We start from the raw sequence: 25,304 nt of genomic DNA on the forward strand, positions 1-25,304 counted from the left end.
GTTCTGCATTGCGAAACGTAGGATACGATTTTATAAAAAACAAAAATATAGTACTACCTGTAAGTTTTTGCCTGATTGCAATTCTGTTGACTATTTTTATTATTAATACCGTTGTTGGTCTCTTTGTCTTTTATACTGATCCTAGCCAGTCAATCTTCTGGCATGTGCTAAGTCCTTATCTGATTGCTTTGTTGTTATGTGCCATGATGATCTCGGTCATCTATGAATTCTATATTTTTCGGAATGGCGGTTATTCGCTGGCGAAGCAGTTGGGTGCACGTCGGTTGAGTCCGATGGACAGTATTCCAGAAGAAAGTGCTGCACTGCACATTAACCAGCAACTGTCAGAGACTTTTCTGATTGACGTTCCGGCGGTATATGTGCTGCCCGATGAAGTTGGTGTCAATGCATTGACGGCAGGGTTTAGTCCGCGGGATACCGCAATTATCCTGACTTGGGGTGCGATACAAACACTGGATAAAGTCGAGCTGTATGGCTTGCTCAGCCATGAATTCAATAAAATTCTCTCTGGTGAAGCTGCAGAAAATACCCGTTTGAAAATTCTGTATAGCAGTCTAACCACGTTTAGTCAGTGTGGCAGTAAGATTGCCAAGTCCGGTTTTTATCGAGCGGGTAGTCCCCGTGAAAACAAGTTTGAAACTTTCTATGTTGCAGTCGGTGCGGTGATCTGGCTGATTGGTAGTTTGGGTGTTTTGATTTCCCGTTTTATTAAATATATTTCACTGGGTGGTCGGACCTATAAAAATGATCGAAAGACCCGACGCCTGATTCAAAATGATGCCAATATTCAGACTTTACTCAGAATCCATGTGCATCATTCTGGCTCCCAGATTTATAGTGAATATGCTGAATCGATTTCACATATGTGCTTTGCCAATTCTTTGAGCCCACAAAACTGGCTGAATATTCATCCTAATATCAATCAGCGGATTTATGAATTAAATCCTGCCTTGATTCAGGACTTACAGCTTGAGAATCTGAAAAAACTCAAAAATCAGCCTTTATTTAGTTTGTTTCGTTCTTTGGAAGAAGTGGTACCTGAAACTGCAATGAGCTGGAGCTCGCCACAACCTTTACCCTTGTTGCGCTTATCTCCAATCAGTTTTGCAATTAAAGATGCGATCAAGCCATTGAACCCGGAGCTTCGGCTCAAGATGCCACGTCCGGAACTGATTGAGCGTGCATTACAAACGGCAACCGGCTCTCGTGAAGTGATGGTCGCCATTTTAATGATTCGTCAATATCGTGAATTTATTCCGACTGAGGCTGAAGTCAGCCGTGCCATTGTAGATTCATTGCTCAACCTGGATGGGCGGGTACATATTTCGATTTTCCAGCAAGCCTGTAACAATATTGGTGGCATGCCGACAACTGTTGCACGCCAGTTTTTGATGAAGCTGGCACGGATTATTCAGGAAGATGGCGAAATTGGCCTGTTGGATGCATTATTACTGGAATGTGTGAAATACGAACTGAATTTGCTTCCTGCACATACGCCTACCGCACTCGATGAGGTCAAGCCACAGATTGTGCGTTTGATTGACGCCTTGCTGCATGTACAGCAGATTAATAGTGGCAACCAGCTTGAGGTACGGGAGCGAATTTTAAACCGGATTCTGACCGCTCAGGAACTGGACTTATATAATGAAATTTCTGATGAGCCGATTGATCTAGCAGAAATCCTGAATGATATTGCGGGGCTGTTATTGCGTGATCGCCTCAGTATTTTAGGCATTGCAGAGGCCTGTTTGTGGAGTGACCGTATCGTGACACAGGATGAGCTGGACGTGATGGAGCTGTTGTATTGGCGCTTGGGTTTTGAGGCAGAGCAGGTCGTTCAGCAAATGTTAAAGAAGAACAGTTTAACCATTTTGTAGAAAATAAATGAGAACGCGCAGCTTTAGCCGGAATCTGTTATAACAGCAGGAATGGTTTAATTGTGTATTAAAAACACGGTTTTTAACATGCAGCTAAACTTTGTACTAGAATCCATCAGGATAAAAAAGAAAAGCTGAAAAAGTTCGGCAAAGCACAGGCAATCCGGCTAAAATGTTCAGCCTGAAATTGGTGATGATGAAAAGATGATTGGGCATCAGCGTGACATACTGGCAACATTAGGAATCGATCTCTGGATTCCTAGGGACAGCGCATGTCAGCCGCATCAGGTTTCGATCTGGCGTGATCAGGCTGCACCTGAATTTCACACTGATATCGTTTTGCCACAGCCTGCTTCCGTAGAGGCGTTGGCTGATCTGCCGATTCCTGAGTCAGAGCCAATTGTTACGCTTAAGGTTGATACACCACCTGCGGCACCGACTCACATTGCACCTGTTCAGGAACAGCGTGAAATCGTACAAATCCCGCCATTCAGTTTGCAGGCTTTAAGTCTGGCACATTGCAGTATCGTGATTGATGCAACTGCAATGACCGAAGACACCCAGAATTTATGGGGCAATATCCAGCGTGCAGTCCCAGGTGAGTTTCATGAGCTGAACTGGCCATTTCCCTGGGCCAATGTTCAGGATGGAAGTGGTGTAGAATCCTATATTCAGGGTTTTCTGGATGGAATGAGTGCAGAGAAAAATATTATTTTCCTCGGGCCTGTAGCGCATATATCAAATACGAAAATGATCCAGTTGGCATCTTTACAAGAAATGCTGGATCAGCCGATTCTAAAAAAACGTTTATGGCAGTTTATGCAAAATAGGACTGCCAGTCTGGAATAATCTTGCTATGGAATAAAAATAGATGAAACAAAAAGTGGTTGTATTTAGTCAAATTGATACTGATATTCAAAACAAGCTGGAACAAAATTATCAGGTTAGTTATATACAACCGAAGCTAGGCGATGTGAATCAACAGCTTTTGCAGCAGGTTCAGGATGCTGATGGCATGATTGGCGCAGGGCGCTTGTTGAATCGCGATAATCTGGCCAGTGCCACCCGGTTAAAAATTATCTCCAGTGTCAGTGTCGGTTATGACAACTATGAACTGGATTATTTAAATGAAAAGAAAATTTATCTCAGTCATACGCCGCATGTACTGACTGAAACCACTGCTGACCTGGCTTTCACTTTACTGATGTCAGCAGCACGCAAAGTGGCTTACCTGGATCAATGGACCAAGCAGGGACAATGGCAGCGTACCGTGGGCGAAGCACAATTTGGTATGGATATTTTTGGAAAAACCCTCGGAATTATTGGTCTCGGTCATATTGGAGCTGCAATCGCACGTCGTGGTTTTTACGGTTTTAATATGAATATTCTGTATCATAATCGTCGGGAAAAACCAGAAATCGCTCAAGGGTTGAATGCGCAATATTGCCAGCTTGAGGAACTGTTACAGCGTTCTGACTTTGTGGTCGTTGCAGTAGATTTGAATGCGGATTCCAAAGCCCTGATTGCAGCAGCAGAATTGGCGAAAATGCAACCTCATGCGGTATTGGTCAATATTTCACGTGGCTCGGTCATTGATGAACAGGCATTGATTGAGGCTTTAAAGAACAAGCAAATTTTTGCTGCCGGTCTGGACGTGTATCAGAAAGAGCCGTTAAAAGAATCAGAATTATTCCAGTTGGACAATGTGGTCACATTGCCACATGTGGGTTCGGCCACTGCAGCGACCCGTAAAAAAATGGCAGAACTGGCCTATCAGAATCTGGTCGATGCCTTGGAAGGACGAGTGCCCCGTTATGTGGTCAATCCAGAATTTTAAAATGCCATTAAATGTAGTTGGAATGGTATTAAAAAATAACATTTTCTTGCGTCTCTGCTCATTGTTCAATGCTATATTCAAGACAGATTAGATTGGCAGGATTAGAGATTTTTCATTGAAACGATTGGCGCTGGCGTGTGGCTTAAGTCTGTGTATGGTAGCAGGGCACAGCTCTAACCATGATTTTAATCAAGCAAATGTACAATTTTCTGTGCCTGATATTGGTACAGGCGTCGGCTTACTTGATCAACAAAAAGAAAAAATGATCGGTGAAAAAGTCTATCGTGAAGTGCATAAACAAATGCCAGTCATGCAGAATCCATGGCTTGAAGATCAACTGCTTTCGGTATTTTCTCATATACTGAGTCAAACTCAGTTACAACAGCCGATCGGTTTGCTGGTCATTAATGATCCGCAAATTAATGCTTTCGCCGTACCGGGTGGCCTCTTTGCACTTAATGCTGGTCTGATTAATTCAGCCCGAAACATGGATGAAGTGGCAGGAGTGATGGCGCATGAAATTGCACATGTCACACAACGTCATTACAGTCGTTCTCAGGATGCATTTAAAGGCCAAGGTTTACTGGCGCTAGCCGGAATTCTCGTCGGTGCTTTGGTCGCTTCTCAGGCAGATGGTGATGTCGGCACAGCGGTCATGATGGGTTCACAGGCAGCACTTCTAGATAAACAGCTCACCTATAGTCGTAATCAGGAGCGCGAAGCAGACCGGATCGGGATGCAGTATATGTACCGTTCTGGCTATAACCCGCATAGCATGGCAGACTTCTTTGAGGTCATGCATCGCTCGACCAGCCGATTGAGCTTTCTGCCAGATTTCTGGTTCACTCATCCACTCACCACAGAGCGTATGAGTGAAGCGCGTTTACGTGCCAACCAGCTTCCTGCGGTGAAACGCAATCTCAATGATCAAGACTTTGAAATTATCAAGTGGTATAGCAGGGTATTGTCTGGTCAGACCAATGCAGAGCAGCTTATCCTGATGGACCGGCAAAATAATTTTGCAGGCCAGCTTGCCTTAACTGCCTATCAAATACAGCAAAGTGATTTTCAGGCCGCGCAGGCTACTTTAAATCGAGCAAAAAAGCATAATCAGATGCATCCTTTGCAGGTTTTATTTCAGACCGATATTTATTTAGCGCAGAACCAGCTTGATGCTGCCTTGAAAAGTGTAGCGTCAGCAGCGCGGATCATGCCGGAGAATCGAGCGCTCAATTATAAATATGCAGAAGTGTTGATTCGTGCCAAGCAACCTGATCAGGCAAAAATTTTAGTGCAGCGATTTTTAAATGCCAATTCACGGGATGTGAGTGGCTGGCGACTGATGCAGCTTGCTGCCAATGTAGAGCCGGATTCGCCGATCAAGGCTGCTAATGTGCTGCGCTATCGTGCAGAAGTAGAATATTGGTCAGGATATGAAGAAACTGCCATCAAATCATTATTACATGCACAGCGTAGCGTAAAGAATAATCAATCTTTATCGTCCACCATTCGCCAGCGTCTGAAGCAGATGCAGCAGGCACATCAATATAAGATTTAAAGCTGAACTGGGTTTTAAGTTTTTGTATCAGGATGATATAGCAAGAATATATTCAATCAGGCTACAATATTTTTGAAAGATCAGCGTGAATCAAACTGAAGCATAATATGAAAAAAATACTATTGGGCGTGTGTCTACTGGGGTGGAGTTATGGGGTTTTTGCTGCGAGTGCAGTTGAATATGTAGAAGCAATAGAACGAATTAATGCGGATTATAAAAAGGAATCGCGTCAGTTTTTAAGTGGTTTAAATCCGCAGCAACAGGGATTTAGTCCTGAGCAGAATGCAAAATTTTGTGGAATTGTAGGACGTTATGTTGATCGTTTATATCAGGCCGCTGACCAGAATCGTCCTTATCTGGATCGTCAGTTTCAAAATATGAGTAAACGGGATGTAATTGTAGAAGTGAAATCGTCGAAAGAGATGCAATTACTTAAGCGTTATCAGGTCGATTGTAATTTGCAATGAGAATACGTCAGGAACTGTCTTTGATTAAAGGCAGTTCAACGTTAAAGAGAAAATGCTAGAGAGTATGGATTAAGCAAGTTGCGCTTTGATTTTGGCGGAAACTTGTGCAGGATCGGCGCGCCCGGCTATGAGCGGACGCAGAGAATTCATCACCTTACCCATATCTTTCATGCTAGTAGCTTGTTGCGCTGCAATAGCTTGCGCAATCATGGAATCAAGTTCTTCCTCAGTCATAGCTTCTGGTAGAAACTGAGACAAAATCTCAATTTCGGCTTGTTCCTTACTAGCTAAATCATCTCGGCCAGCGCCTGCAAAGGCTTTAACCGATTCTTTACGTTGTTTAATTTGTTTTTCAATGACCGCAAGAACCTGAGCGTCGTCAAGTTCTTTGCGCTCATCGACTTCGATTTGCTTAATTGCTGCCTGTAGACTACGAATGACCGTCAGCTTGGACATTTCTTTGGCACGCATTGTTGCTTTCAAAACATCCGTGATTTGGTCTTTTAAAGTCGTCATTATTTATTCCAGGCAATCAATCACAAATTAATCTTAGTAAAGGCGAGTTGTACGTACTGATTCACGCGCCAATTTCTTTTGGTAGCGTTTAACAGCAGCAGCTTTTTTGCGCTTACGTTCTTGAGTTGGTTTCTCGTAGAATTCACGCTTACGTACGTCAGCAAGAACACCCGCTTTTTCGCATGAACGTTTGAAACGACGGATAGCTACGTCTACTGGTTCGCCTTCTTTCAATTTAACTTGTGGCATGAAGAATCCTCATATCAGTTAGGGTAAGATCTCGGGCTGAATTGCCCTCAATCACAAGTGAAGGTCAGTATTTTACTCATTTACATCTCATACCACAAGTCTATAATAGTTGCTGCAATAGAATTGATACAGGTTATAGGCAGTTTAATGATCGTTTTAGGCTTGGAAACGTCGTGTGATGAAACAGGACTTGCGCTGTATGACAGCGAGTTGGGTTTGCGCGGACAGGTGCTTTATAGCCAGATTAAACTGCATGCAGAATATGGCGGTGTAGTTCCAGAGCTGGCGTCACGTGATCATGTGCGTAAACTGATTCCACTCATCAATGAGCTGCTTGAACAGAGCGGCGTGAAAAAATCAGAAATTGATGCAGTCGCATATACCCGTGGCCCGGGTCTGATGGGCGCACTCATGACCGGTGCATTGTTTGGTCGTACTTTGGCCTTTGCGCTGAATAAACCCGCAATTGGTGTGCATCATATGGAAGGTCATATGCTGGCACCTTTATTGTCAGAAACTCCGCCTGAGTTTCCATTTGTCGCATTGTTGGTATCGGGTGGACATTCTCAGCTCATGGCTGCTTATGGCATTGGCCAGTATGAACTCTTGGGTGAATCCATTGATGATGCGGCAGGCGAAGCATTTGATAAAGTCGCGAAGATGATGGGTCTGCCGTATCCGGGTGGCCCGAATATTTCCAAACTGGCAGAGCAGGGCGATCCAAATGCATTTGCATTCCCGCGACCAATGCTGCATCAAGGTTTAGAATTTTCATTCAGTGGTCTAAAAACCGCAGTTTCTGTACAAATGAAAAAACTCGGTGATGAAAACCGCGATGCCGATATCGCTGCCAGTTTTCAGGAAGCCATTGTCGATACTCTGGTGAAAAAGTCGGTGAAAGCACTGAAGCAAACGGGGCTTAAACGCCTGGTGATTGCGGGCGGTGTTAGTGCCAACAAGCGTTTACGTGAGCGTTTAGAAGCAGATTTAGCCAAGATTCGTGCATCTGTTTATTATGCTGAACCTGCACTCTGTACAGACAATGGTGCCATGATTGCTTTTGCGGGCTATCAGCGTCTCAAAGCAGGACAGCATGATGGCTTGGCTGTGACGACAACTCCACGTTGGCCAATGACGGAACTGACTAATCCGACTGAGGCATAGATTTCAGGCTTGAAGAAAAGAGGCTTAGGCCTCTTTTTTATTGTGAATTTTTAAATGAAAACTTATAGCAACGGTATGTTGTAAATATATAGTTTTATAGCTGTATTTAGAACTCTTATATTCTATTGAAACTGGAAAAATAGTTTAATAGCTTAAGTTGATATCATGCATATTTTTACAGGTTTGCAGCAGAGGCAATCTCGAATGGAAAATATAAATTTCAAAAGTTTTCAGGATGCTGGAGAGGCGGTGTTAAAGTTTTTGCATCAGCATTTTGGCTTTAATTTATGGATGATCACCCGGGTAGAAGGCCAAGACTGGATTGTGCTGCAAAGTGAAGATCATGGTTATGATATACGACCCGGTCAAGTGTTTCAGTGGGCTGATTCTTTTTGTTCTCATATGGTCGCAGGTAAGGCCCCGAGAATTGCCCCCCGCTCTGAAGAAATTCCTTTATACGCCACAGCGCCGATTAATCAGCAGGTCTGTATAAAATCTTATATTGGTCAGCCACTCCTTAAAGAAGATGGCAGTTTGTTTGGAACACTCTGTGCGATTGATCCAGAAACCAAATCGGAAGCTATTGTGCAAGATATGCAATTGGTCGAGTTATTGGGACAATTGCTCAGTTCGATCTTGCAGGCAGAATTGCGTCAAAGTGAGCAGGTACGTCAACATGAATTATTGCAGGAAGAAGCCAGTAAAGATGAATTGACCGGGCTCTATAATCGTCGGGCCTGGGAAAAACTGCTGCGAGCTGAAGAAGAGCGTTGTAAGCAATATGGTCATCCCGCCGCTGTATTATTTATTGACCTGAATGACCTAAAAAAGTTGAATGATAGTTTGGGTCATGATGAAGGTGACAAGCTGATTCAAAATGCGGCGCAGGTATTGCGAGATAACGTACGAATCAATGATATTGTTGCTCGTTTAGGTGGCGATGAGTTTGTGATTCTTAGCGTGGAAAATGATGAAACGGGTACTGAAAGTTTAGTGGATCGTTTAATTAATGCCTTTGCAGCAGCAAACATTGGCGCAGCGATTGGTATGGCAATGCGTCATCCAAGTCAGGGCTTATTTGCAGCACTCGCACAAGCGGATCAGAACATGTTTGAGTATAAACGTCGGAAAAAATCCAGTGAATCCATGACCAATCTAAAATAATTGACGCTTTAAATCTTCTTTAAATGATTAAGTATTTCATATCATAAAAATGATCATTTTCTATGCTCTAAAGTTATCCTATCTTTCAATATTCTCTTTCATAGCCATGTATGAAAGTTGAGCATGATTCTCCATAAAAAGAAAATTCAATCCGTCTTTAACTTAACCATTACAAATTTTATAAGCTTTGTTGCAAAGTTAATCGATCTAATTAAATGCGCTTTAAGTGTGTTGAAAAGTGACTCTGGTAAGGAACAAGATTCAAATAAGCAATTCATTTCTTATGATAATTGTTGTTTGAAATATACATTAAAATTACAGAACCAAAAAATTCTTTGTTTAAAGATAAAGCGCTATCGAAGGATAAAGCTGGCTGCCAAGAAAAAATATTACTGGCAGAAATAGCATTTGAGCTATTCAGTTTCGAGATGGTCAATCTTTAGTGATCACCAAATAAAAATGCAAAGAAATTTTAGGGAATAAATTTTATGAAAAAGCCGATTTTTATTTTTGGACTCGCTCTTGTCTCGGGTTTAATGAGTGCCTGTGGCGGTGGTAGGGGAAGTAGCTCAGACAGTCCTACTGTCACTACACCTCCAAATGTTCCTAAGGAAAGTATTTCCCCTGAGCTTTCAGAGGAGTTTGTCCCGTTTGAAGATCAGGATATTGTAAAGAAAATTCGCGATAAAATTTCCGGAAATACCAGTAATGATACCGACTATAATGTTGCTCTAGGTCACATGATTGGAGAAGTATTCGCAGATTATCCTTATGGGCGTACTGCACGTATTATCAAAATTTATAATTTGGGCATCAATAGTATTAAATATCCAAATCTGATCTGTTCGGAAGTCAATACCACTGGTTCGGTCAAAACCCTGAAATTAAAAACAGATAAAGATAACTGTATTATTCTGGATAAAACTTACCGTAAAGGCTCAAACATTACTCAGACGGTGAATGGTGACACGACGACTTTAAGCTTTAGCAATGTCCGTTATGGTTCAAATGTAGATTTTAATCTCAAGGACGACTACCTGATTTCTGGCACAATTGTGCATCGTAAAACCAAAAATAACATGGGGCAATCCGAATCTTATCAAATCGATCAGTTGGAATTCCAGCGTATCGCCGAGACCGGTCAGGCAGGTACTTCTGGAATCGCGTTTGATACAAAGAGCAAAGAATATCTGCAGGTGCGTAATTATAATTACAGATTGGTCGATGATTATGGCAGTGGCAGTAATGGGATTCGTACCTTAACCAGTCGTGGTACGATTATCGGTCAGCCTGATCTGGCAGATTATCGTTACAGTTTTGATTTTAATACCACGACACCATTTAAAATGGATGAAACCGTATTAAATAACTATAAGCATTTGCCAAAAGAGGGCGTGCTTAGAATTAAGGACAGCGATGATCAGGTAATTGAGGTCAAACAGAACCAGCCTGAATCATTGAAGGCTACTGTTTATTTCAATGGCAGTGAAATTGATGACCTGCTATGGTCTACCATTATCGGTGATAAACAATAATTCGAGATGTCAAAAAAGCCCTGTATTTCCAGGGCTTTTTTTATTATTGATTGGGGAGAAGTCTTTATTACAAAACTATTTTGAATAGCCGTGCTAATAAATCAGGTAACTGTAGCATCCAATAACAATTCGGCGGGATAAACCGCTTGCCATGAAGTTTTAAACTGTTTATGCACTTGGTCAATTGGGAAAGTACTGAGTTTTGCAATATTTTGCGCTTTTTGAATATTGTCGGCGCGCATATATGCAATCAAATAGTCCTGACCATGAAGTTGCAGATAAAACCAGGACTCGACATGAACCTGTTCAGCCTTAAGCGTTTCAATTACTTCGTCTTGACGTGCTTTCAAAGTACGCTGCCAGTCATGAACTTGCTGCATGTGTAAGGGCTTAAGTTGAATGAGAACTGCGCCGACATCCATAATTTTAATTTTCTTTTGAATATCATCATTATATAAATGATTTATATGAAAAAAGCGACCTGAACCGGTCGCTTTTAAGTTGTTAAGAGGCATTTAGTTGGGTTGAACCAATCCAGTGTTTGGAAAACTGATAGGCAGCACGTCCTGAACGTTGACCGCGTGCCTGACACCAGCGTAGGGCTTCAGCACGGGTTTCTGGCGTGAGTTCCATGCCTGCCTTTTTGAGGTAATGTTCGACAATTTCCAAATACAGGTTCTGATCCATTGGATAGAAAGACAGCCATAAACCAAAGCGGTCAGACAGTGAAATTTTTTCTTCAATCGCTTCCTGAGGATGTAATTCAGTATATTGCGGCACATCAACTCGGGTAACGGGCGTATTTTCATGCATGAATTCGGGTAATAAATGACGACGGTTACTGGTCGCATAAATCACAAAATTGCTGGAACCGGACTGTAAAGAACCATCCAGAACACTCTTTAAACTGCGATAATTTTCATCTTCGGCATTAAAGGCCAGATCATCACAGTAGACAATAAACTTCTCTGGACGCTCTGCAATGAGTTGCTGAATTTGAGGCAGATCGGATAAATCATCCCGTTCGATTTCAATTAATCGTAACCCTTGATCTGCATACTCGGTGAGTAGGGCACGAACAATGGAGGATTTACCCGTACCGCGTGAACCGGTCAGTAAGACATCATTGGCAGGTAAGCCGTTTAAAAACTGCAACGTGTTCTGGATGACTTTTTCTTTTTGTCGCTCAATCCCTTTTAAATCGGCCAGTTCCATCTGTCTAAGCTGATGAATAGGTTTGAGTTCACCATGTTGCCATTTATAGGCATGAGCAGAAAAATCAGGAATTTGTTTTAGTTCGGGCAGACTTTGCTGAAGTTGCTGCAGAACAGTCGAAAGGGCATTTAAAATATGGTCAGGTAACTCAATTTTCGCCATGATTTAACATTACAGATTTAAAATTATGGCTAAGATAGTACCATTGCAAAATTCACAGTCAAAGCCAGAAAAGTATGATAATTTGCTTAAAGTAGAGAATTTTCGTTATTGTAGAGGATAGAAAATTTGTACACATTTTCTGGCTCTGGGTACGAGCTGTATCAAGAATAAATATAGGGAAAAGGCAGATGCTGTTTAAAGATTTTACTCAGGATATTAATCCACATCAGGCCTATCGTATTAAAAAGCTCAAGCAGCAGCTGCAACAGGCTGAGTCCTATGAGGAATGGAAATATATTGCCCTGAAAATAGATGAAGAATCAGGTGCACAGGAATGGAAATTTGATAACAGTTCACCCTACTTTGATGCAGAAGTGATCGCACATCGTCTGGGTAAATTACGACGCTATCGACAACAAAAGCGCACCCGTGACCTGATGTATATTTTGCGCGAAGGCCTGAGCTACGATATTGCCAACATTGCCCATCCTCTACTGTTTACCGAAGCCTATGTGGGCACTAAAAGAATTATTGAAGATTATGTCGAAGAAGTCAGCCAAGGCTTAGCCTATATTGCTTCAATAGACTGTACCTGTCTCAGTATGGAAGAAAAAATCGAATATTTTCAGCATTGTCAGCGCGCCTATGGCCAGCCAGCCCTGATGTTTTCCGGTGGTTCGACGCTGGGTCTGTTTCATACTGGTGTATGCAAAGCCTTAATGGAGCAGGACTTGTTGCCGAAGGTAATGTCCGGTTCAAGTGCGGGTGCCATCATGACCGCCATGTTAGGTGTATCCAAACCTTCGCAATATATTGATATTTTGAAAGGCCATAATTTCTTTCATGAGGCTTTTCATTTCCGCACCATGAGTGAATTGATGAAAGGTAATGGTGGTCTGGCGGATGTAAAATATCTAAAAAAATTTCTGGTCGAAAATCTGGGTGATCTGACCTTCGAAGAAGCACTCAAAACCTCAGGTCTGCATATCAATATTGCGGTTGCACCTTATGATGCTGGACAGGATGCACGCATTTTAAATGCCTATACTTCTCCGGATTTGCTGGTCTGGAGTGCGGTACTGGCGTCTTGTGCGGTGCCGGTTCTGTTTCCACCGGTTCGTTTGACCAGTAAGCGCTATGATGGTCAATATACGCCTTATATGGGTTCAACCCGCTGGGTGGATGGCAGCGTGCGCAGTGATTTTCCGCAGGAGAAAATGGCACGCCTGTATAATATTAATTATACCATTGCCAGTCAGACCAACCCGCATATCGTGCCATTCATGCAGGATGATATTTCACGTTTCCGTAAAGGTACCTTGAGCTGGCCGCAACGGATTGTTCGCCGTCAGGGCGCGGTGATTACCAAAGGCATGATGGATTTTGCCAGAGAGCATGCCGGAAGCTTACCTCCTGTACGCCGTCTGCTGGATCATGGCTATGGTGTAGTTGACCAGCGTTATTATGGTGATGTGAATATTGTCGGTAAATATAGCCTGCGCCACTATAGCTATATGTTGCAGAATCCACGGCCGTATCTGTTTAAAATTTTACAGCGTGAAGGCGAGCGTGCCACATGGCCGAAAATTTCCCTCATTGAGACTCAGGAACGGGTCGGGAAAACTATTCAGCATTGTCTGGAGCTGCTAAATTATCAGCATACACTTAATCCAATACCTGAATACATTGCCACGACTTAATTTAGATCATCTCGATATTTCTGATTTTGAACTACGAACCAAAGCCCGTAGTCTGGGTTTTGGTCGGCGTCTTTATTATGCCAAGGGAAATGCGCTCTGGCTAAAAACCCAGATATCGCATAGATCTGATAGTTTAATATCATCTCCACATGCTGAACTAGGCTGGCAACATGAGCTGGATTTTTATCAGGCTCATGCCAGCTCAGGTGATCTAAATTTTTTCCTTCCACATCAAATTATTCAACAGCCTTTCAAGATCAATCATGAACAATTTGAGCAGGCCTTAATTCTGGTCGATGCGCCGGCGCATTTTCAGATCATGCCGCATCAGCAATCCATCACGCAAATTCGGCAACATTTGCTGCAAGCTGTGGAGCCTTTAATCTGCCTGCAAGAATTGGGTTATTTGCATGCCGATTTAAAGCAGGAACATTTTGTAAATAATCAGGGCAGGGTCTGCCTGCTTGATTTTGAGCATGTCCAAATACTCCATCAGAATGACCTGCATGAACTGAATGCGACACCGCGTTATATGGCGCCGGAACTGTTCCAAGGCCAAGCCAAGAGCCTACAAAGTGAAGTTTATGCTTTGGGTGTTATTTTTTATGAGTGGTTGAGTGGTCAGCGTTTACAGGCGACAGATTATCTGGATTGGGCCTTTTTGCATTGTCAGCGTCTGAAAGTTGAGTTACCGCAGCACTTACAGGCTTTTCAAGGCTTATTAGAAGAAATGTTAAGTAAGCAGAAGCAGCATAGATTGGCCGATTTTCAAGCTGTGAAAGACTACTTAATGACTGAAATTGAATGAGAAAAATACAATAAAACTTGAATTGTTTCTTATTTAATCAAACGAGTGTTTTTTTATGATAAACGGCTTGTCAGCTGGAAATGATCTCTATAATATACACAGCCATTGGGGACGTGGCGAAATTGGTAGACGCACTGGATTTAGGTTCCAGCGCCGCGAGGTGTGAGAGTTCGAGTCTCTCCGTCCCCACCAATCGATATTTGGGCAACTGGATATTGGGTGGAAGTAGAGGATTGGTGTAATGGTAGCATGACGGTCTCCAAAACCGTTCGTCAAGGTTCGAATCCTTGATCCTCTGCCAAAGTTTGAAAGAAATCCAACGTTAAGTTGGTACCCTGATGGGGACGTGGCGAAATTGGTAGACGCACTGGATTTAGGTTCCAGCGCCGCGAGGTGTGAGAGTTCGAGTCTCTCCGTCCCCACCATCATATTAAAGCAAGGCTAATGCCTTGCTTTTTTATTACCTGAAATTTGAGGGCGGTTTTTTTAGTACCAGATTTTTGCTGTCATGGTTGATGAACATCAATGCGTTCTGGGCTTAAATTATCTAGCGAATGATTGCAAGGGCAGGGCTTTAGTAAATTTCATTGTATTGCTGCAATAATTCATGCGATCTGTATATTCAATAATTTAAATGTTATATGGATCAGTCCCATGGTGTCTATCAATCTTATATATTGGCCTAAATAGATTGGTATTTGATCAATAATGAATTAAATGATTAATTTTTGATATAAAAGTATTTAGCTTTCTATAGAACTACTTGTGAATCAGGTCTGATCGCTATAATATACACAGTCATGGGGATATGGCGGAATTGGTAGACGCACTGTGTTCAGGTCGCAGCGCCCTCTGGGCGTGAGAGTTCGAGTCTCTCTATCCCCACCATCATATTAAAGCAAGGCGAGTGCCTTGCTTTTTTATTGCCTGAAATTTAGTAAAGCTGTTGTTATTTATGCTGTGTTGTATTCTGCATTCCATGCACAACTTCAAAAATAATTTATGAATAAGAGTTTCAGTATTCTGAATGCCCATGCTGATCAAGATTAGAAGGTCATTTGAGTTTTAATTTGAAATATTGGAATTGAATCGAAATGATTAAAAACAACGAATCGACAGTCATATCCTAAAATGAATCAAATTTTCGGCATATATTTTATAAAAAATTAAAAATAGAACTAACTGTTTATTTTATAGCGGAATAGATTGTGATTGCTTGTAAAATCGCTTGTCAATGCCGGTCTATCTCTATAATATACACAGCCATTGGGGACGTGGCGAAATTGGTAGACGCACTGGATTTAGGTTCCAGCGCCGCGAGGTGTGAGAGTTCGAGTCTCTCCGTCCCCACCAATCGATATTTGGGCAACTGGATATTGGGTGGAAGTAGAGGATTGGTGTAATGGTAGCATGACGGTCTCCAAAACCGTTCGTCAAGGTTCGAATCCTTGATCCTCTGCCAAAGTTTGAAAGAAATCCAACGTTAAGTTGGTACCCTGATGGGGACGTGGCGAAATTGGTAGACGCACTGGATTTAGGTTCCAGCGCCGCGAGGTGTGAGAGTTCGAGTCTCTCCGTCCCCACCATCATATTAAAGCAAGGCAGATGCCTTGCTTTTTTATTGCCTAAAATTTACTGAACAAAGAAAAGCCCATCGAAATGGGCTGAATAACTGGAGAATAGCGCTGTTAAATCAGTGGAAAGATTAATTTATTTTTCTGTTCTTAAAGAAGCAATCAGGCTTTTAAATGATCTTCAAATTCCTCGCCTAGTTGTAGTGCCAAGGCATTACCTGCCAGATCACAGGTCACCAGGCCATATTCTTTCTTGAAACTGAAACTGAAACCACGATCATCCGCCAGGGTGCGTACCGAATATCCTAATTTTTCTAACCATAGTCGAAATGCAATCAAATTTTTCGCTTTAACCACTTTTTTCACGAGATCACTCCTTCATCATTGTTAAATCTTAAATAAGGGTGAAAAATTATCTTTTAAAGGGCAAATGCCTTTATTTAAATTAATTTAAATGAATTTGTGTATATAGTGAACATCGGTTGATTAAGAAAAAATCAATTTAAACGTTAAGTAAATGATTTTTATCATATTGAATAGGTTGTAACTAAATATTAAGCTTTTATAAGCTATAAATTTGGATAATTAATTTTCTAATTCAATAGCTTATTAGGGAAACAGGTTATTTCCTAATTTTATCAATCGTATGAAATAGAAAATTTCAGATCTAGAATGAGAAAATTAAAATCCAATCGACTTATTTATTAAAAGAATACCGGCTGCTGGTTTTCTGATCTTCAGCTCGATTTGCATGCTTTATACTGTCTGAAATGTAATTCTCAAACTGAATACCCGCACCATGACTGAATTAACCATTGAAGACTATGTGAATCAGCAAATTGAATTAATGCAGCAGCAGGGACTTGATCCGGTTGCTGTGATGTTGGGACATGAAGACTGGTTGAGCTTTAGTATTCAGTCGAAAGTGGCCTATACGCCTTTCGGCAGTGCCCGTCGTTATCAGCCTGCTTTAGGTGGCTTGCTACTGGTACGTATTGATGAAATGCAGGCGGTGCGTGTCGTGACTCAAGGTGAATTGGATACTTATGCACAAAGTAACCAGATTCTTTAACATTGCTTCATGCGATACATACGTTGTCAGTTTTAGTGAATAGAATCCAAGAAACTAGTTACTGCTATCCTACATATCATCATTCGGGATCGACATGGCCAATGTCACTTTTAAAGTTGAACGACAGAACTAATGTCATGCTCTGAAAGCAGACATTTTATTTCTATTTTGGTTTACAGTTTAATTTTGAATAATGCCCATTATATTAAATGGGTGCAAATGAGAGAGGGTATCTAAATCTCACTTGTTAAAAATAGACAGTATAGACAGTGAATCGTTCATGAAGTACATGGTTAAATATCCCAATATTACAAGCCATACCAGGATAATAATTCCTGCTGCCCAACGGTTTATAGGCCTTTCAACTAAGGTTTCTCCAAGAATTCTACAATCATCTATAATGTTTTGTGGGGTAAGCTTGATAACTAATAAAATACCTAAAGGTACAACAATAATATCGTCTAAATACCCAAGTACGGGAATAAAATCTGGAATTAAATCAATTGGTGAGAAGGCATAGGCAGCAATAATTAAAGCTAAAAACTTTATAGAATTGGGCGTTCGCTTGTCTTTTGCAATAAGCCAAACAACCAAGATGTCTTTTTTAATTGATTTAGCCCATTGCTTGATTCTTTGATACATAGCAAATATTAAAAGAACTATAGAGATTTAATCATAAGAGAGTTTTCTTAAAACAATATAGATTTTTATTATCCTATTACGATTTTCTAAAATTAACATAATACGCGTTATACGAAATGCTATTTTTTATTTTATACAAATTATATGTTTAGCGTATAAGTGAAAGCCCAATTCAAGTAAATTGGGCTTTTTTATTCACTTGTTAGGTTCCATGCTGATTATTTAAGCAATGTTCCACGAATTTCTCTAATTTAAATCAATATCATCCTGTTATTTATAAGTCATTATTTCATGTGTTGGAACTGAAATTGGTTTCTAAAAAAATAGAGGACTTGATTAATTATAAGAAAGCAAAAATGGCACAGAAAGACATTTTTTAGATGGAGATTCAACTTATTCCAATTTGTGCAAAATTTGTACGTGCCTTTCAATAACATTCTATGCATCGCAAATGACAAATAAGTAAGTCGGCTGAAGCATTGATCTTCAGCTTTGAATCCGGTTTAAAACTGATCTTTCAGGGTTCTTAAACGCTGGAATTCTTCCACGCTTTCTGCGCGCAGAAAAGGATTGGTTTGCAATTCATCTTCAATACTACTTGGCAGCGTGCACTGGCCTAGTATACGCAAACGCTCAATATGTTCGAAGCGTTCCAGAATTGCCGAATTGTCCGGTTCAACGTGTTTGGCAAACTGTGCATTCGATAATGTGTATTCATGGGTGCAATAGACTTGGGTGCGCGGTGGCAAGGCAGCCAGACGGGACAGTGAATGATACATCTGTGAATAGGTGCCTTCAAAAACCCGGCCACAACCCATGGCAAATAAGGTATCGCCGCAGAACAGCACATCAATCGCATCAATAAAATAAACAATATGGCCGAGTGTATGCCCGGGTACAGCAATCACCTGGATATCTATTCCATGAAAATTAAACTGTTCTTCATGCTCAAGAGGATGGGTGATAAACGGAATTTTGCTTAGTTCTGCCCGTGGGCCATACACAGGCAGATTTTGTCCTTGGATCAGTTCCGGCACACCGCCAATATGATCTTTATGCCAGTGAGTCAGCCAGATTTGACTTACAGTTAAACCGTGTTCGGCACAATAGTCTTGTACCAATTCTGCTTCGGTTGGATCAATCACAGCCACCTGATGCGACGCGGTATGTTCAAGCAACCAGATATAATTTTGCAGTGAATTCTGGACATCAATACAGTGAATTTTAAAGGGTGTCATAGCACATCACATCAAATGAAGATTATAGATAAAGTAGCATAATTTCGGATACTCTGGTGCTGGTTGATATCGTCTGATCATCCGCGATTACTTTCATTTATTCCAAATTTGAAAAATTTATAATTCCGGATCATCAATGCTCACCGCATTGCCGATGGTGTAAAAATGCCCGCCGGCTACATGATGAATACTTTTCCACTCTTCATCCACTTCATGATAATGCCAGTGGCCGTCGCGGAAGACCCGATCATCGGCATAGGCTGCAATCACCTTGCCTATAAACAGGTCATGCATTTGCTGGTTATGCGGCTCAGGAATCATCTCGCAGAGTATCCAGGCCGCACAGCCTTGTACTACAGGAATATCAGCATCAGGAAAATGAAATAGTTCTACTCCGGATTGTGCCAGTTTGTCAGGCACATCATGCAGGCTCTGCGTACCCAGACGATAGACCATATTCAGTTGTTTCAATGTTGGAATTTGCAGCGCGAAATAACCTGAATTTTCAATAATATTTCGGGTTTTGGTGCTTTTATCCAGAACCACAGTCACTTTTGCGGGGCTGAATTCCAATGCGCATGCCCAGGCTGCTGCCATAACATCTGTATCCTGCTGATCTTGAGCAGATACCAGTACAGTAGGGCCATGGGTAATCAGACGATAAGCTTTTTCTAAGGGAACACTTTGAATATGGGAGTTTATCATGCAGCACCATTTGGTCTATTTATTTAATAGGCTAGATTAATGAGATCATTAACATATTCAAGTTCATTCTTGCAAAAAAGCTTTTAAACTAGAGATCGTTATATTCAGGAATTCAAAAAATGAAAATGTACCAGGTCGATGCGTTTACCACGGAACTGTTTAAAGGCAATCCTGCAGCCGTGATTGTGCTGGATGAATGGCTCGAAGATGGTCTGATGCAAAATATCGCCTTGGAAAATAATCTGTCCGAAACGGCTTTTGTTAAAGTCATCGATAGCGATAATTATGCCATCCGCTGGTTTACGCCAACCAAGGAAGTGGATTTTTGTGGTCATGCGACATTGGCCAGCAGCTTTGTACTATTCAATCAATTTGATACGGGGAAAACGATTCATTTTCATGTAAAAGACTTAGGCATTTTTGTAGTCAATCAGGATGCAGATGGCAAGATCAGAATGAACTTTCCAGTTCGTCGTGCAGAGCCAGTTGCTGAATATCCTGAAGCTTTAAGACAGGCCTTGAGCAAACCGTTTAAACAGGTTTATCTGAACGCGCAGGGCTATATTGTTGAATATGAATCGGTACAGGATGTGCTGGATGAAATGCCTGATTTTGAACTGTTAAAACAGTTGAATGGCAAGCGTACAGCCATTACTGCTCAGAATACCTATTTAGACGTCGCGATCACTTCACAAGATACCCAATACGATTGTATTTCACGTTATTTTGCACCGAGTAATGGCATCAATGAAGATCCGGTAACCGGTTCGATTCATACCGGAATTGCACCGCTCTGGGCCGAGAAGCTCGGTAAAAATGAATTGGTCGCTTATCAGGCATCAGCACGTGGTGGGGTGCTGTATTGTGCTTTGCAAGATCAGGAACGAATTGAAATTTCCGGTTATGGAAAGTTATATATGCAGGCTGAAATCTATCTTTAATTTTTATAATTACATAGATATACATGTCGTCAGGCGAGGCGGCATGTTATTTTGATGGTTCGGCTTGGAATAGATTATTCAGAAAAAGAATCATTCTCTAAGATGGGCGCGAATAAAAATTTATATTTATAATTTGGATGAAGAATGTTGCTACGTTATAAAAATTTAAGTCTGGCTATTATATTGTCTGGCTGTAGTGTACTAAGTTTTGCACAGCCTGTTTTGGTGAAAACGGAACAGAATATTGAAGAATACCGACTGGATAATGGACTGCGCATTATCCTGGCACCGAATGATAAAGAAAATAAAGTTTTTATGAATACGGTCTATCTGACCGGTTCCCTGAATGATCCTCAGGGCAAGGGCGGACTGGCCCATCTGCTGGAACATTTGGCCTTTAAAGGCACAGAAAATGTCAAAGGGGATGAATTCCAGCGTCGACTGGATCAATATACCTTGATGACTAATGCCAGTACCGACTATTACTCGACCAAATATACCAATGTGATCCGTCCTGAAAAAACTGCGCTGAGTGAAGTCATTTTTCTCGAAGCCGAACGCATGGACAAGCTGGTGCTTCAGGAAAAATATGTACCGACTGAAATTGATATTGTAAAACGCGAGCGTGAAATTCGTCTGGATCAGCCATTTTCAGTATTGATCGATCAGGTGTTTAAATCTGCTTATGGCAATCAGTATTTAGGCCGTTTGCCGATTGGTGACCTAAATGAGCTGCAATCAATCAATATGCAGGAACTAAACCATTTTTACCGTCAATGGTATGCACCGAATAATGCCTTTGTGGTCATTTCGGGCAAATTTGATAAGGCCGAAGTCTTAAAACAGCTGGATACGCATTTCAGTCCGATTCAATCCCGAAATGTACCAGCGCAAGTGAAAGTCCCAGCGCTTAAACCAGAGCAAATCAAACAGCGTGAATTTACAGTAAAGAAAGGCAGTGATCTGGCCAAGTTTAATCTTTATTTGAATCAATCCGAAGAAAGCATTAAAACGGCTTTGGCTGTTTCGCCAACGCTCTATACTTTGCAGCCAAGTGGACATCTCTATCAGAATATGGTGGAAACTGGGAAGTCAACAGCGGTGCAATCCAGTACCTGGCTGGATAAAGACTTTAATCTGGTGTTTATGGGAGCAATCTATGCTCCGAATCATCAGGCACAGGATATTGAAAAGGGGCTGATCCAAGGCGTAGAAAAGAGCCAGCCATTTACCGAAGCAGAATTAAACCGGGCTAAAAATCTGACCCGAAATCAGGCCGACAATATTAAAAATAGTGCGACTGCTTTAGGTTCACGTTTAAGTGATTATGCAGTGGCGTATTCGGGTGACTGGAGCCAGTATTTTAAAGATCTGAGCGCGATTCAAAACCTGAATGTGAATCAGGTCAATCAGGTCTATAAGAATTTTTTAAAACCTGAATACCGTATTTCTGGCAATATTTTACCTACCCCGGAAGATCAGAAAAAAGCGCAGGAACTGGCACAAACAGAAGCACCGGCAAAAACTCTGGATCAACAGACTGAAGCAGAAGAGCCACTGAAAGATGTCAGTGTTTATCAGGCTGAAGTGAAGCAATATGTCCAGGAATCCAAACAGTATTTGTACAGTAAAGACAAACAGATTCAGCGTGGTAAGTTGAAAAATGGCATTAAATACGCGCTGTTTCCGACCACTACACGCGATGATAAAGTCTATGCCACAATTTCACTGGATTTTGGGACTGCCCAAAGCCTGATAAATAAAGGCGAGATTCTGGATCTGACCGCTTATTTAATGTTGCGCTCATCGAAGACACAGAGCTTGCAACAGATTGCCGATAAAATTATTGAAGTCGGTGGTTCGGCGACTGCCGGTGCATCCGGCAATGGCCTGACCTTGCAGATCAGCGCCAAAAAAGAAAAGTTTGAAGAGTTTTTCCAGTATGTGGTTGATGTACTGAAAACGCCGGCATTTGAGCAAAGTCAGTTTGATTTAATCAAGGGGCAGACTTTATCCAGTCTGGATCGTCCTTATACTGAACCAGATACCGTGTCGAGCTTGACGATGGCTCGAACGATCGAGATTTATCAGCCTGGCGATCTGCGTTTTCATTTCGAGCCGGAATTGGCCAAAAAACAGTATCAGAAAGCGACTCGCGAACAGGTTATGGCACTGTATCAGCAGTTTTTAAAAACCCAGCATGCGCAAATAGCGGTTACGGGCGAATTTAATCCGAAATCGATGCAAAATGTACTGAAAAACAGTTTTTCAGACTGGAAAGCTGCACAGCCTTATGAGCGTCTGAAATCGGAATATCGAAGCTACCCAGCCCAGAAAATTCATGCTTTGTCTGAGCAGCGTGAATTCGGGAGTTATCAGGCATTTATGAGCATGCCGGTCGGTGCTGATCATGCCGATGCACCTGCATTACAGGTATTTCGATATATTCTGGGTGATTCACAGCTGTCGTCACGACTGGCACAAGAGTTACGCGAGAAAAATGCACTAGTCTATGGTTTTAGTGCAGATGTGCAACTCGATGAATGGGCAGATGTGGGTGCAATGATGATTAGTGCCAATTATACGGCTGGAAAATCCGCACAGGTTTCTCAGGCAGTGCATAAGGTACTCAATGAACTGCTGACACGTGGCGTGACTGAACAGGAAGTCGAAGCTGCAAAAGCCAGTATCTTGAAACAGCGTTTAACTGCACTCGAAGATGATCGCCGTATTCACACTATGTTGATTCCACAGCTGGAAAAAGACCGTAATCTGGTTTACCGGGAAAAACGTGATCAGGCGATTGCTCAACTGAGCAAAGCCGATATTGATGCCATGATCAAAAAATACATCAAGCCGGACCAGCTGGTGGAAGTGATGGCTGATCAGTACGGTAAGCAAGTTAAAACATCATAGTGTTGATAAAAAATCCCCTCAAGTGAGGGGATTTTTTTATTTTAGTTTTATGCTTTAGGTTGCTCTATGGCTAAAAACAATCCCTCCAGTTAAGCTTGCAAGGATAGATAGGAGCAGACTCCAAACAGATACAATAAGAAGGAAAATCAATATTCCACAGCCAATCAAAGTTGAAACGAAAGCAATATCTTGATCAAAAGGATGATGGATCGCCACTTGATAATAATAAGACGTTATCCAGCTTGAAATAATAGTGAGTAAAATACAAAGTCCTTTGCCTGAAGGCGTATTTAGACTGGAATCTGTTATCCAACTTAGCATGTCCTCATCTACTCAAAGTCGATAAAAACATTTAGCATTTTCATAAAAAATCGACTTTAAGGCATTTTCATTGTAGTCCTGCACAATATCGCTAAAGGCATCAATAATGTTGGTGAGTGAGCTGCTGACACTGTCCATTGGAAAGTTGGATGCAAACATCACGCGTTTAGAACCAAAGCAGTCTAAAGCATGCTGGATCAAGGGAGTTGCACGTTCCACTAATTCCTGTTTACTTGCCAGCCGTTTCTGCTGATGAAAATCATGACCTAAAACGGGCATAAACAGACCAGACATTTTGGTCGATACATTCTGACATTCAGACAGTTCTGTCAACTGATCTTTCCAGTCTGCAAATATCTGGGCGCGATCTTGTTCGGTCTTGCCTGTAGCTTTGCCCACCTTGCCAAATAAACCTGCGGGCGTACCCAGATGATCCAGCACAATAGGGGTGTTTGGAAAGTCTTTGGCCAGCGCAGTAACATCCGCAATCTGGGGAGAATATACCCAGGCATCAAAGCTTAAATCTTGCTTGGCCAGTTCCTCAAAGCCTTTCAGGAAATCTGTGTTGCGATAGAGATGCGGTTCATCGGTCCAGGCATGAATCCCTTTATCTGGATGTACTGCAGCCATTTTACGGATGCCCCGAAACTTGGGAGAAGCTTCGCGATGCAATTGAATCAACTGTTTAAAATTTTTCTGCCGCGGATCCGCCGTGGCGACAATTCCACCCAATTGGATAGTGTGCTGATCAAAAGGAAGCCCAGCGATAAAACGGGTTTCATTTACCACACCCGTACCTTTATGGTCATGCCAGCTGGCTTCAACATGCACAATCTGCTCTATTTCATAATGTCCTGCATCTTTCTTGTAATTTGCAGGCAGATAAGGTGCAGTCAGGTGCTGTGTCAGGCCAATGGTCTCAATGACGTCTCTGGGTTTCAACAGTCGAACCATTCTGTCTAGTAATTTGGGATGATTGCCGAACAGCTTTACCGCTAGCGCTGCCGCATGTGGGGTATTGTACGGATCCCATTGGTGGATATGAGGGTCAATGATCGGAAAGGGAAGTTGCTGCATAAGATGCCTTGTTTTAGTTTATTTATTATTCAATTTATATAGGGTAAAAATCATTTCAAAGTCAATATGATAAATGACAACAAATAAAAAAAGCCCCGCGGGGCTTTTCGTATTTAATCAATGATCGTGCTTGTGATCATGATTATGCTTGTTGGCATGAAACTCTTCATTGTGACGGAAACGTAAATAGTTTTCGAACTGTTCACAATATTCATCATAGTTATCTTCCAGCATCATTTGAAATTGCTGCAAGATATAAGACATGACCTGATCTTTGGCATCACGCATTTCATTCCCATCTTTAAAGTTATTCGCTGCCACCCAGGTATTGAAACGGGCAGTACCAAATAACATCGCCGCACTGACTTGACCGCGCTTATCGCTCGGTTTTTCCTGTGAGCCTTTTTCTACGCGACAAAACTCGTTGGCTTGTTGAATAAATTCATCAGCACGTTCAAAGAATGCCGCATTTAACGCTTCTTCTTCGGTTACATCGGTTGCTTCAATCTTTTGAACCATGAATTTGTTCCTAACACTAAAATCTC

The 25,304-nt window shown here is 41.7% G+C and carries 24 protein-coding genes and 7 tRNA genes; 20 read left to right on the forward strand and 11 right to left on the reverse strand.

Going from position 1 to position 25,304, the window contains the following annotated elements:
• Positions 1–8: 8 nt before the first annotated feature.
• The 5 genes from NI455_RS05570 to NI455_RS05590 all read left to right on the forward strand — a co-directional run bounded on the left by NI455_RS05570 (position 9) and on the right by NI455_RS05590 (position 5,760).
• On the forward strand, positions 9–1,898 hold the full coding sequence (locus NI455_RS05570) for a M48 family metalloprotease (protein ID WP_253112908.1): 1,890 nt from the start codon (positions 9–11) through the stop codon (positions 1,896–1,898).
• A gap of 204 nt (positions 1,899–2,102) precedes the next feature.
• A complete protein-coding gene (locus NI455_RS05575; protein WP_253112909.1) occupies positions 2,103–2,747 on the forward strand; it encodes a hypothetical protein in 645 nt (214 codons plus the stop codon).
• Between the two features lie 22 nt (positions 2,748–2,769).
• Positions 2,770–3,735 (forward strand): 2-hydroxyacid dehydrogenase, encoded by a 966-nt coding sequence (locus NI455_RS05580; RefSeq protein ID WP_253112910.1) that lies wholly within the window; start codon positions 2,770–2,772, stop codon positions 3,733–3,735.
• A 115-nt stretch (positions 3,736–3,850) separates the two neighbouring features.
• Complete coding sequence (locus NI455_RS05585) at positions 3,851–5,293, forward strand: M48 family metalloprotease (RefSeq protein WP_253112911.1); 1,443 nt, start codon at positions 3,851–3,853, stop codon at positions 5,291–5,293.
• Positions 5,294–5,400: 107 nt separating this feature from the next.
• Complete coding sequence (locus NI455_RS05590) at positions 5,401–5,760, forward strand: hypothetical protein (RefSeq protein WP_005107293.1); 360 nt, start codon at positions 5,401–5,403, stop codon at positions 5,758–5,760.
• 69 nt (positions 5,761–5,829) lie between these two features.
• On the opposite strand, the gene NI455_RS05595 is transcribed toward NI455_RS05590, so the two are convergent.
• Positions 5,830–6,276, reverse strand: coding sequence for a GatB/YqeY domain-containing protein (locus NI455_RS05595; protein WP_004280076.1), 447 nt, complete (start codon positions 6,274–6,276; stop codon positions 5,830–5,832).
• A gap of 33 nt (positions 6,277–6,309) precedes the next feature.
• Positions 6,310–6,525 (reverse strand): 30S ribosomal protein S21, encoded by a 216-nt coding sequence (gene rpsU, locus NI455_RS05600; protein WP_001136722.1) that lies wholly within the window; start codon positions 6,523–6,525, stop codon positions 6,310–6,312.
• A gap of 147 nt (positions 6,526–6,672) precedes the next feature.
• On the opposite strand from rpsU, the gene tsaD reads away from it, so the two are divergent.
• The 3 genes from tsaD to NI455_RS05615 all read left to right on the forward strand — a co-directional run bounded on the left by tsaD (position 6,673) and on the right by NI455_RS05615 (position 10,388).
• Positions 6,673–7,689, forward strand: coding sequence for a tRNA (adenosine(37)-N6)-threonylcarbamoyltransferase complex transferase subunit TsaD (gene tsaD / locus NI455_RS05605; RefSeq protein WP_004280030.1), 1,017 nt, complete (start codon positions 6,673–6,675; stop codon positions 7,687–7,689).
• A 204-nt stretch (positions 7,690–7,893) separates the two neighbouring features.
• Complete coding sequence (locus NI455_RS05610; RefSeq protein WP_004729940.1) at positions 7,894–8,853, forward strand: sensor domain-containing diguanylate cyclase; 960 nt, start codon at positions 7,894–7,896, stop codon at positions 8,851–8,853.
• A gap of 488 nt (positions 8,854–9,341) precedes the next feature.
• Positions 9,342–10,388 carry a hypothetical protein gene (locus NI455_RS05615; protein ID WP_253112912.1) on the forward strand — a complete coding sequence of 349 codons (1,047 nt, stop codon included), beginning with the start codon at positions 9,342–9,344 and terminating at the stop codon, positions 10,386–10,388.
• A gap of 101 nt (positions 10,389–10,489) precedes the next feature.
• On the opposite strand, the gene NI455_RS05620 is transcribed toward NI455_RS05615, so the two are convergent.
• The gene (locus NI455_RS05620) at positions 10,490–10,903 is read right to left on the reverse strand and encodes a DUF6176 family protein (protein WP_005251455.1); all 414 of its coding nucleotides are present in this window, start codon (positions 10,901–10,903) and stop codon (positions 10,490–10,492) included.
• A complete protein-coding gene (locus NI455_RS05625) occupies positions 10,893–11,765 on the reverse strand; it encodes an ATP-binding protein (RefSeq protein ID WP_004280026.1) in 873 nt (290 codons plus the stop codon). Before NI455_RS05625 ends, NI455_RS05620 begins: the two co-directional genes overlap by 11 nt.
• A 188-nt stretch (positions 11,766–11,953) precedes the next feature.
• Between NI455_RS05625 and NI455_RS05630 the strand changes: the two genes are divergently transcribed.
• From NI455_RS05630 to NI455_RS05670, 9 genes are all read left to right on the forward strand, one after another.
• Positions 11,954–13,465: a DUF3336 domain-containing protein gene (locus NI455_RS05630; RefSeq protein ID WP_005246731.1), complete on the forward strand. Its 1,512-nt coding sequence runs from the start codon at positions 11,954–11,956 to the stop codon at positions 13,463–13,465.
• A complete protein-coding gene (locus NI455_RS05635) occupies positions 13,452–14,273 on the forward strand; it encodes a protein kinase domain-containing protein (RefSeq protein WP_213687139.1) in 822 nt (273 codons plus the stop codon). The genes NI455_RS05630 and NI455_RS05635 overlap by 14 nt, the downstream gene beginning before the upstream one ends.
• Positions 14,274–14,380: 107 nt before the next feature.
• Positions 14,381–14,465 (forward strand) — tRNA-Leu (locus NI455_RS05640).
• A 35-nt stretch (positions 14,466–14,500) separates the two neighbouring features.
• Positions 14,501–14,574, forward strand: a tRNA-Trp gene (locus NI455_RS05645).
• A gap of 39 nt (positions 14,575–14,613) precedes the next feature.
• Positions 14,614–14,698 (forward strand) — tRNA-Leu (locus NI455_RS05650).
• A gap of 377 nt (positions 14,699–15,075) precedes the next feature.
• Positions 15,076–15,161: transfer RNA gene (locus NI455_RS05655), tRNA-Leu, on the forward strand.
• Between the two features lie 380 nt (positions 15,162–15,541).
• Positions 15,542–15,626 (forward strand) — tRNA-Leu (locus tag NI455_RS05660).
• A 35-nt stretch (positions 15,627–15,661) separates the two neighbouring features.
• Positions 15,662–15,735 (forward strand) — tRNA-Trp (locus NI455_RS05665).
• A 39-nt stretch (positions 15,736–15,774) separates the two neighbouring features.
• Positions 15,775–15,859, forward strand: a tRNA-Leu gene (locus NI455_RS05670).
• A 150-nt stretch (positions 15,860–16,009) separates the two neighbouring features.
• Here the strand turns inward: NI455_RS05670 and NI455_RS05675 are convergent.
• A complete protein-coding gene (locus NI455_RS05675; RefSeq protein ID WP_004280022.1) occupies positions 16,010–16,213 on the reverse strand; it encodes a hypothetical protein in 204 nt (67 codons plus the stop codon).
• A 433-nt stretch (positions 16,214–16,646) separates the two neighbouring features.
• Here NI455_RS05675 and NI455_RS05680 point away from each other — a divergent pair, with 433 nt between their 5' ends.
• Positions 16,647–16,919: a hypothetical protein gene (locus NI455_RS05680; protein WP_005107282.1), complete on the forward strand. Its 273-nt coding sequence runs from the start codon at positions 16,647–16,649 to the stop codon at positions 16,917–16,919.
• A gap of 240 nt (positions 16,920–17,159) precedes the next feature.
• Here NI455_RS05680 and NI455_RS05685 read toward each other — a convergent pair whose 3' ends face one another.
• From NI455_RS05685 to NI455_RS05695, 3 genes are all read right to left on the reverse strand, one after another.
• Complete coding sequence (locus NI455_RS05685; RefSeq protein WP_253112913.1) at positions 17,160–17,561, reverse strand: YkvA family protein; 402 nt, start codon at positions 17,559–17,561, stop codon at positions 17,160–17,162.
• A gap of 503 nt (positions 17,562–18,064) precedes the next feature.
• On the reverse strand, positions 18,065–18,799 hold the full coding sequence (gene gloB, locus NI455_RS05690; RefSeq protein ID WP_004280019.1) for a hydroxyacylglutathione hydrolase: 735 nt from the start codon (positions 18,797–18,799) through the stop codon (positions 18,065–18,067).
• 117 nt (positions 18,800–18,916) lie between these two features.
• Positions 18,917–19,504, reverse strand: a complete 588-nt coding sequence (locus NI455_RS05695) for a flavin reductase family protein (RefSeq protein ID WP_253112915.1) — start codon at positions 19,502–19,504, stop codon at positions 18,917–18,919.
• Between the two features lie 119 nt (positions 19,505–19,623).
• On the opposite strand from NI455_RS05695, the gene NI455_RS05700 reads away from it, so the two are divergent.
• Together NI455_RS05700 and NI455_RS05705 are read left to right on the forward strand one after the other, a co-directional pair.
• The gene (locus NI455_RS05700; RefSeq protein WP_222112055.1) at positions 19,624–20,445 is read left to right on the forward strand and encodes a PhzF family phenazine biosynthesis protein; all 822 of its coding nucleotides are present in this window, start codon (positions 19,624–19,626) and stop codon (positions 20,443–20,445) included.
• 144 nt (positions 20,446–20,589) lie between these two features.
• Entirely contained in the window at positions 20,590–23,361 is a 2,772-nt protein-coding gene (locus NI455_RS05705) for a M16 family metallopeptidase (protein WP_253112917.1), read from the forward strand.
• A 54-nt stretch (positions 23,362–23,415) separates the two neighbouring features.
• Here NI455_RS05705 and NI455_RS05710 read toward each other — a convergent pair whose 3' ends face one another.
• The 3 genes from NI455_RS05710 to NI455_RS05720 form a co-directional block, all read right to left on the reverse strand.
• Complete coding sequence (locus NI455_RS05710; RefSeq protein WP_155756639.1) at positions 23,416–23,682, reverse strand: hypothetical protein; 267 nt, start codon at positions 23,680–23,682, stop codon at positions 23,416–23,418.
• A gap of 12 nt (positions 23,683–23,694) precedes the next feature.
• Positions 23,695–24,759: an amidohydrolase family protein gene (locus NI455_RS05715; RefSeq protein WP_253112921.1), complete on the reverse strand. Its 1,065-nt coding sequence runs from the start codon at positions 24,757–24,759 to the stop codon at positions 23,695–23,697.
• A gap of 117 nt (positions 24,760–24,876) precedes the next feature.
• Complete coding sequence (locus NI455_RS05720; protein ID WP_004280011.1) at positions 24,877–25,278, reverse strand: DUF3144 domain-containing protein; 402 nt, start codon at positions 25,276–25,278, stop codon at positions 24,877–24,879.
• Positions 25,279–25,304 lie beyond the last annotated feature (26 nt).

The organism is Acinetobacter lwoffii (assembly GCF_024129435.1).
GTDB lineage: Bacteria > Pseudomonadota > Gammaproteobacteria > Pseudomonadales > Moraxellaceae > Acinetobacter > Acinetobacter lwoffii_F.

Bases quoted from the DNA above. Each gene is read 5' to 3' on its own strand.
- NI455_RS05575 (WP_253112909.1), top strand. From the start codon at position 2,103: ATGATTGGGCATCAGCGTGACATACTGGCAACATTAGGAATCGATCTC.
- NI455_RS05580 (WP_253112910.1), top strand. From the start codon at position 2,770: ATGAAACAAAAAGTGGTTGTATTTAGTCAAATTGATACTGATATTCAA.
- NI455_RS05590 (WP_005107293.1), top strand. From the start codon at position 5,401: ATGAAAAAAATACTATTGGGCGTGTGTCTACTGGGGTGGAGTTATGGG.
- NI455_RS05595 (WP_004280076.1), bottom strand. From the start codon at position 6,276: ATGACGACTTTAAAAGACCAAATCACGGATGTTTTGAAAGCAACAATG.
- rpsU (WP_001136722.1), bottom strand. From the start codon at position 6,525: ATGCCACAAGTTAAATTGAAAGAAGGCGAACCAGTAGACGTAGCTATC.
- tsaD (WP_004280030.1), top strand. From the start codon at position 6,673: ATGATCGTTTTAGGCTTGGAAACGTCGTGTGATGAAACAGGACTTGCG.
- NI455_RS05610 (WP_004729940.1), top strand. From the start codon at position 7,894: ATGGAAAATATAAATTTCAAAAGTTTTCAGGATGCTGGAGAGGCGGTG.
- NI455_RS05615 (WP_253112912.1), top strand. From the start codon at position 9,342: ATGAAAAAGCCGATTTTTATTTTTGGACTCGCTCTTGTCTCGGGTTTA.
- NI455_RS05620 (WP_005251455.1), bottom strand. From the start codon at position 10,903: ATGCCTCTTAACAACTTAAAAGCGACCGGTTCAGGTCGCTTTTTTCAT.
- NI455_RS05625 (WP_004280026.1), bottom strand. From the start codon at position 11,765: ATGGCGAAAATTGAGTTACCTGACCATATTTTAAATGCCCTTTCGACT.
- NI455_RS05630 (WP_005246731.1), top strand. From the start codon at position 11,954: ATGCTGTTTAAAGATTTTACTCAGGATATTAATCCACATCAGGCCTAT.
- NI455_RS05680 (WP_005107282.1), top strand. From the start codon at position 16,647: ATGACTGAATTAACCATTGAAGACTATGTGAATCAGCAAATTGAATTA.
- NI455_RS05685 (WP_253112913.1), bottom strand. From the start codon at position 17,561: ATGTATCAAAGAATCAAGCAATGGGCTAAATCAATTAAAAAAGACATC.
- gloB (WP_004280019.1), bottom strand. From the start codon at position 18,799: ATGACACCCTTTAAAATTCACTGTATTGATGTCCAGAATTCACTGCAA.
- NI455_RS05695 (WP_253112915.1), bottom strand. From the start codon at position 19,504: ATGATAAACTCCCATATTCAAAGTGTTCCCTTAGAAAAAGCTTATCGT.
- NI455_RS05700 (WP_222112055.1), top strand. From the start codon at position 19,624: ATGAAAATGTACCAGGTCGATGCGTTTACCACGGAACTGTTTAAAGGC.
- NI455_RS05705 (WP_253112917.1), top strand. From the start codon at position 20,590: ATGTTGCTACGTTATAAAAATTTAAGTCTGGCTATTATATTGTCTGGC.
- NI455_RS05710 (WP_155756639.1), bottom strand. From the start codon at position 23,682: ATGCTAAGTTGGATAACAGATTCCAGTCTAAATACGCCTTCAGGCAAA.
- NI455_RS05715 (WP_253112921.1), bottom strand. From the start codon at position 24,759: ATGCAGCAACTTCCCTTTCCGATCATTGACCCTCATATCCACCAATGG.
- NI455_RS05720 (WP_004280011.1), bottom strand. From the start codon at position 25,278: ATGGTTCAAAAGATTGAAGCAACCGATGTAACCGAAGAAGAAGCGTTA.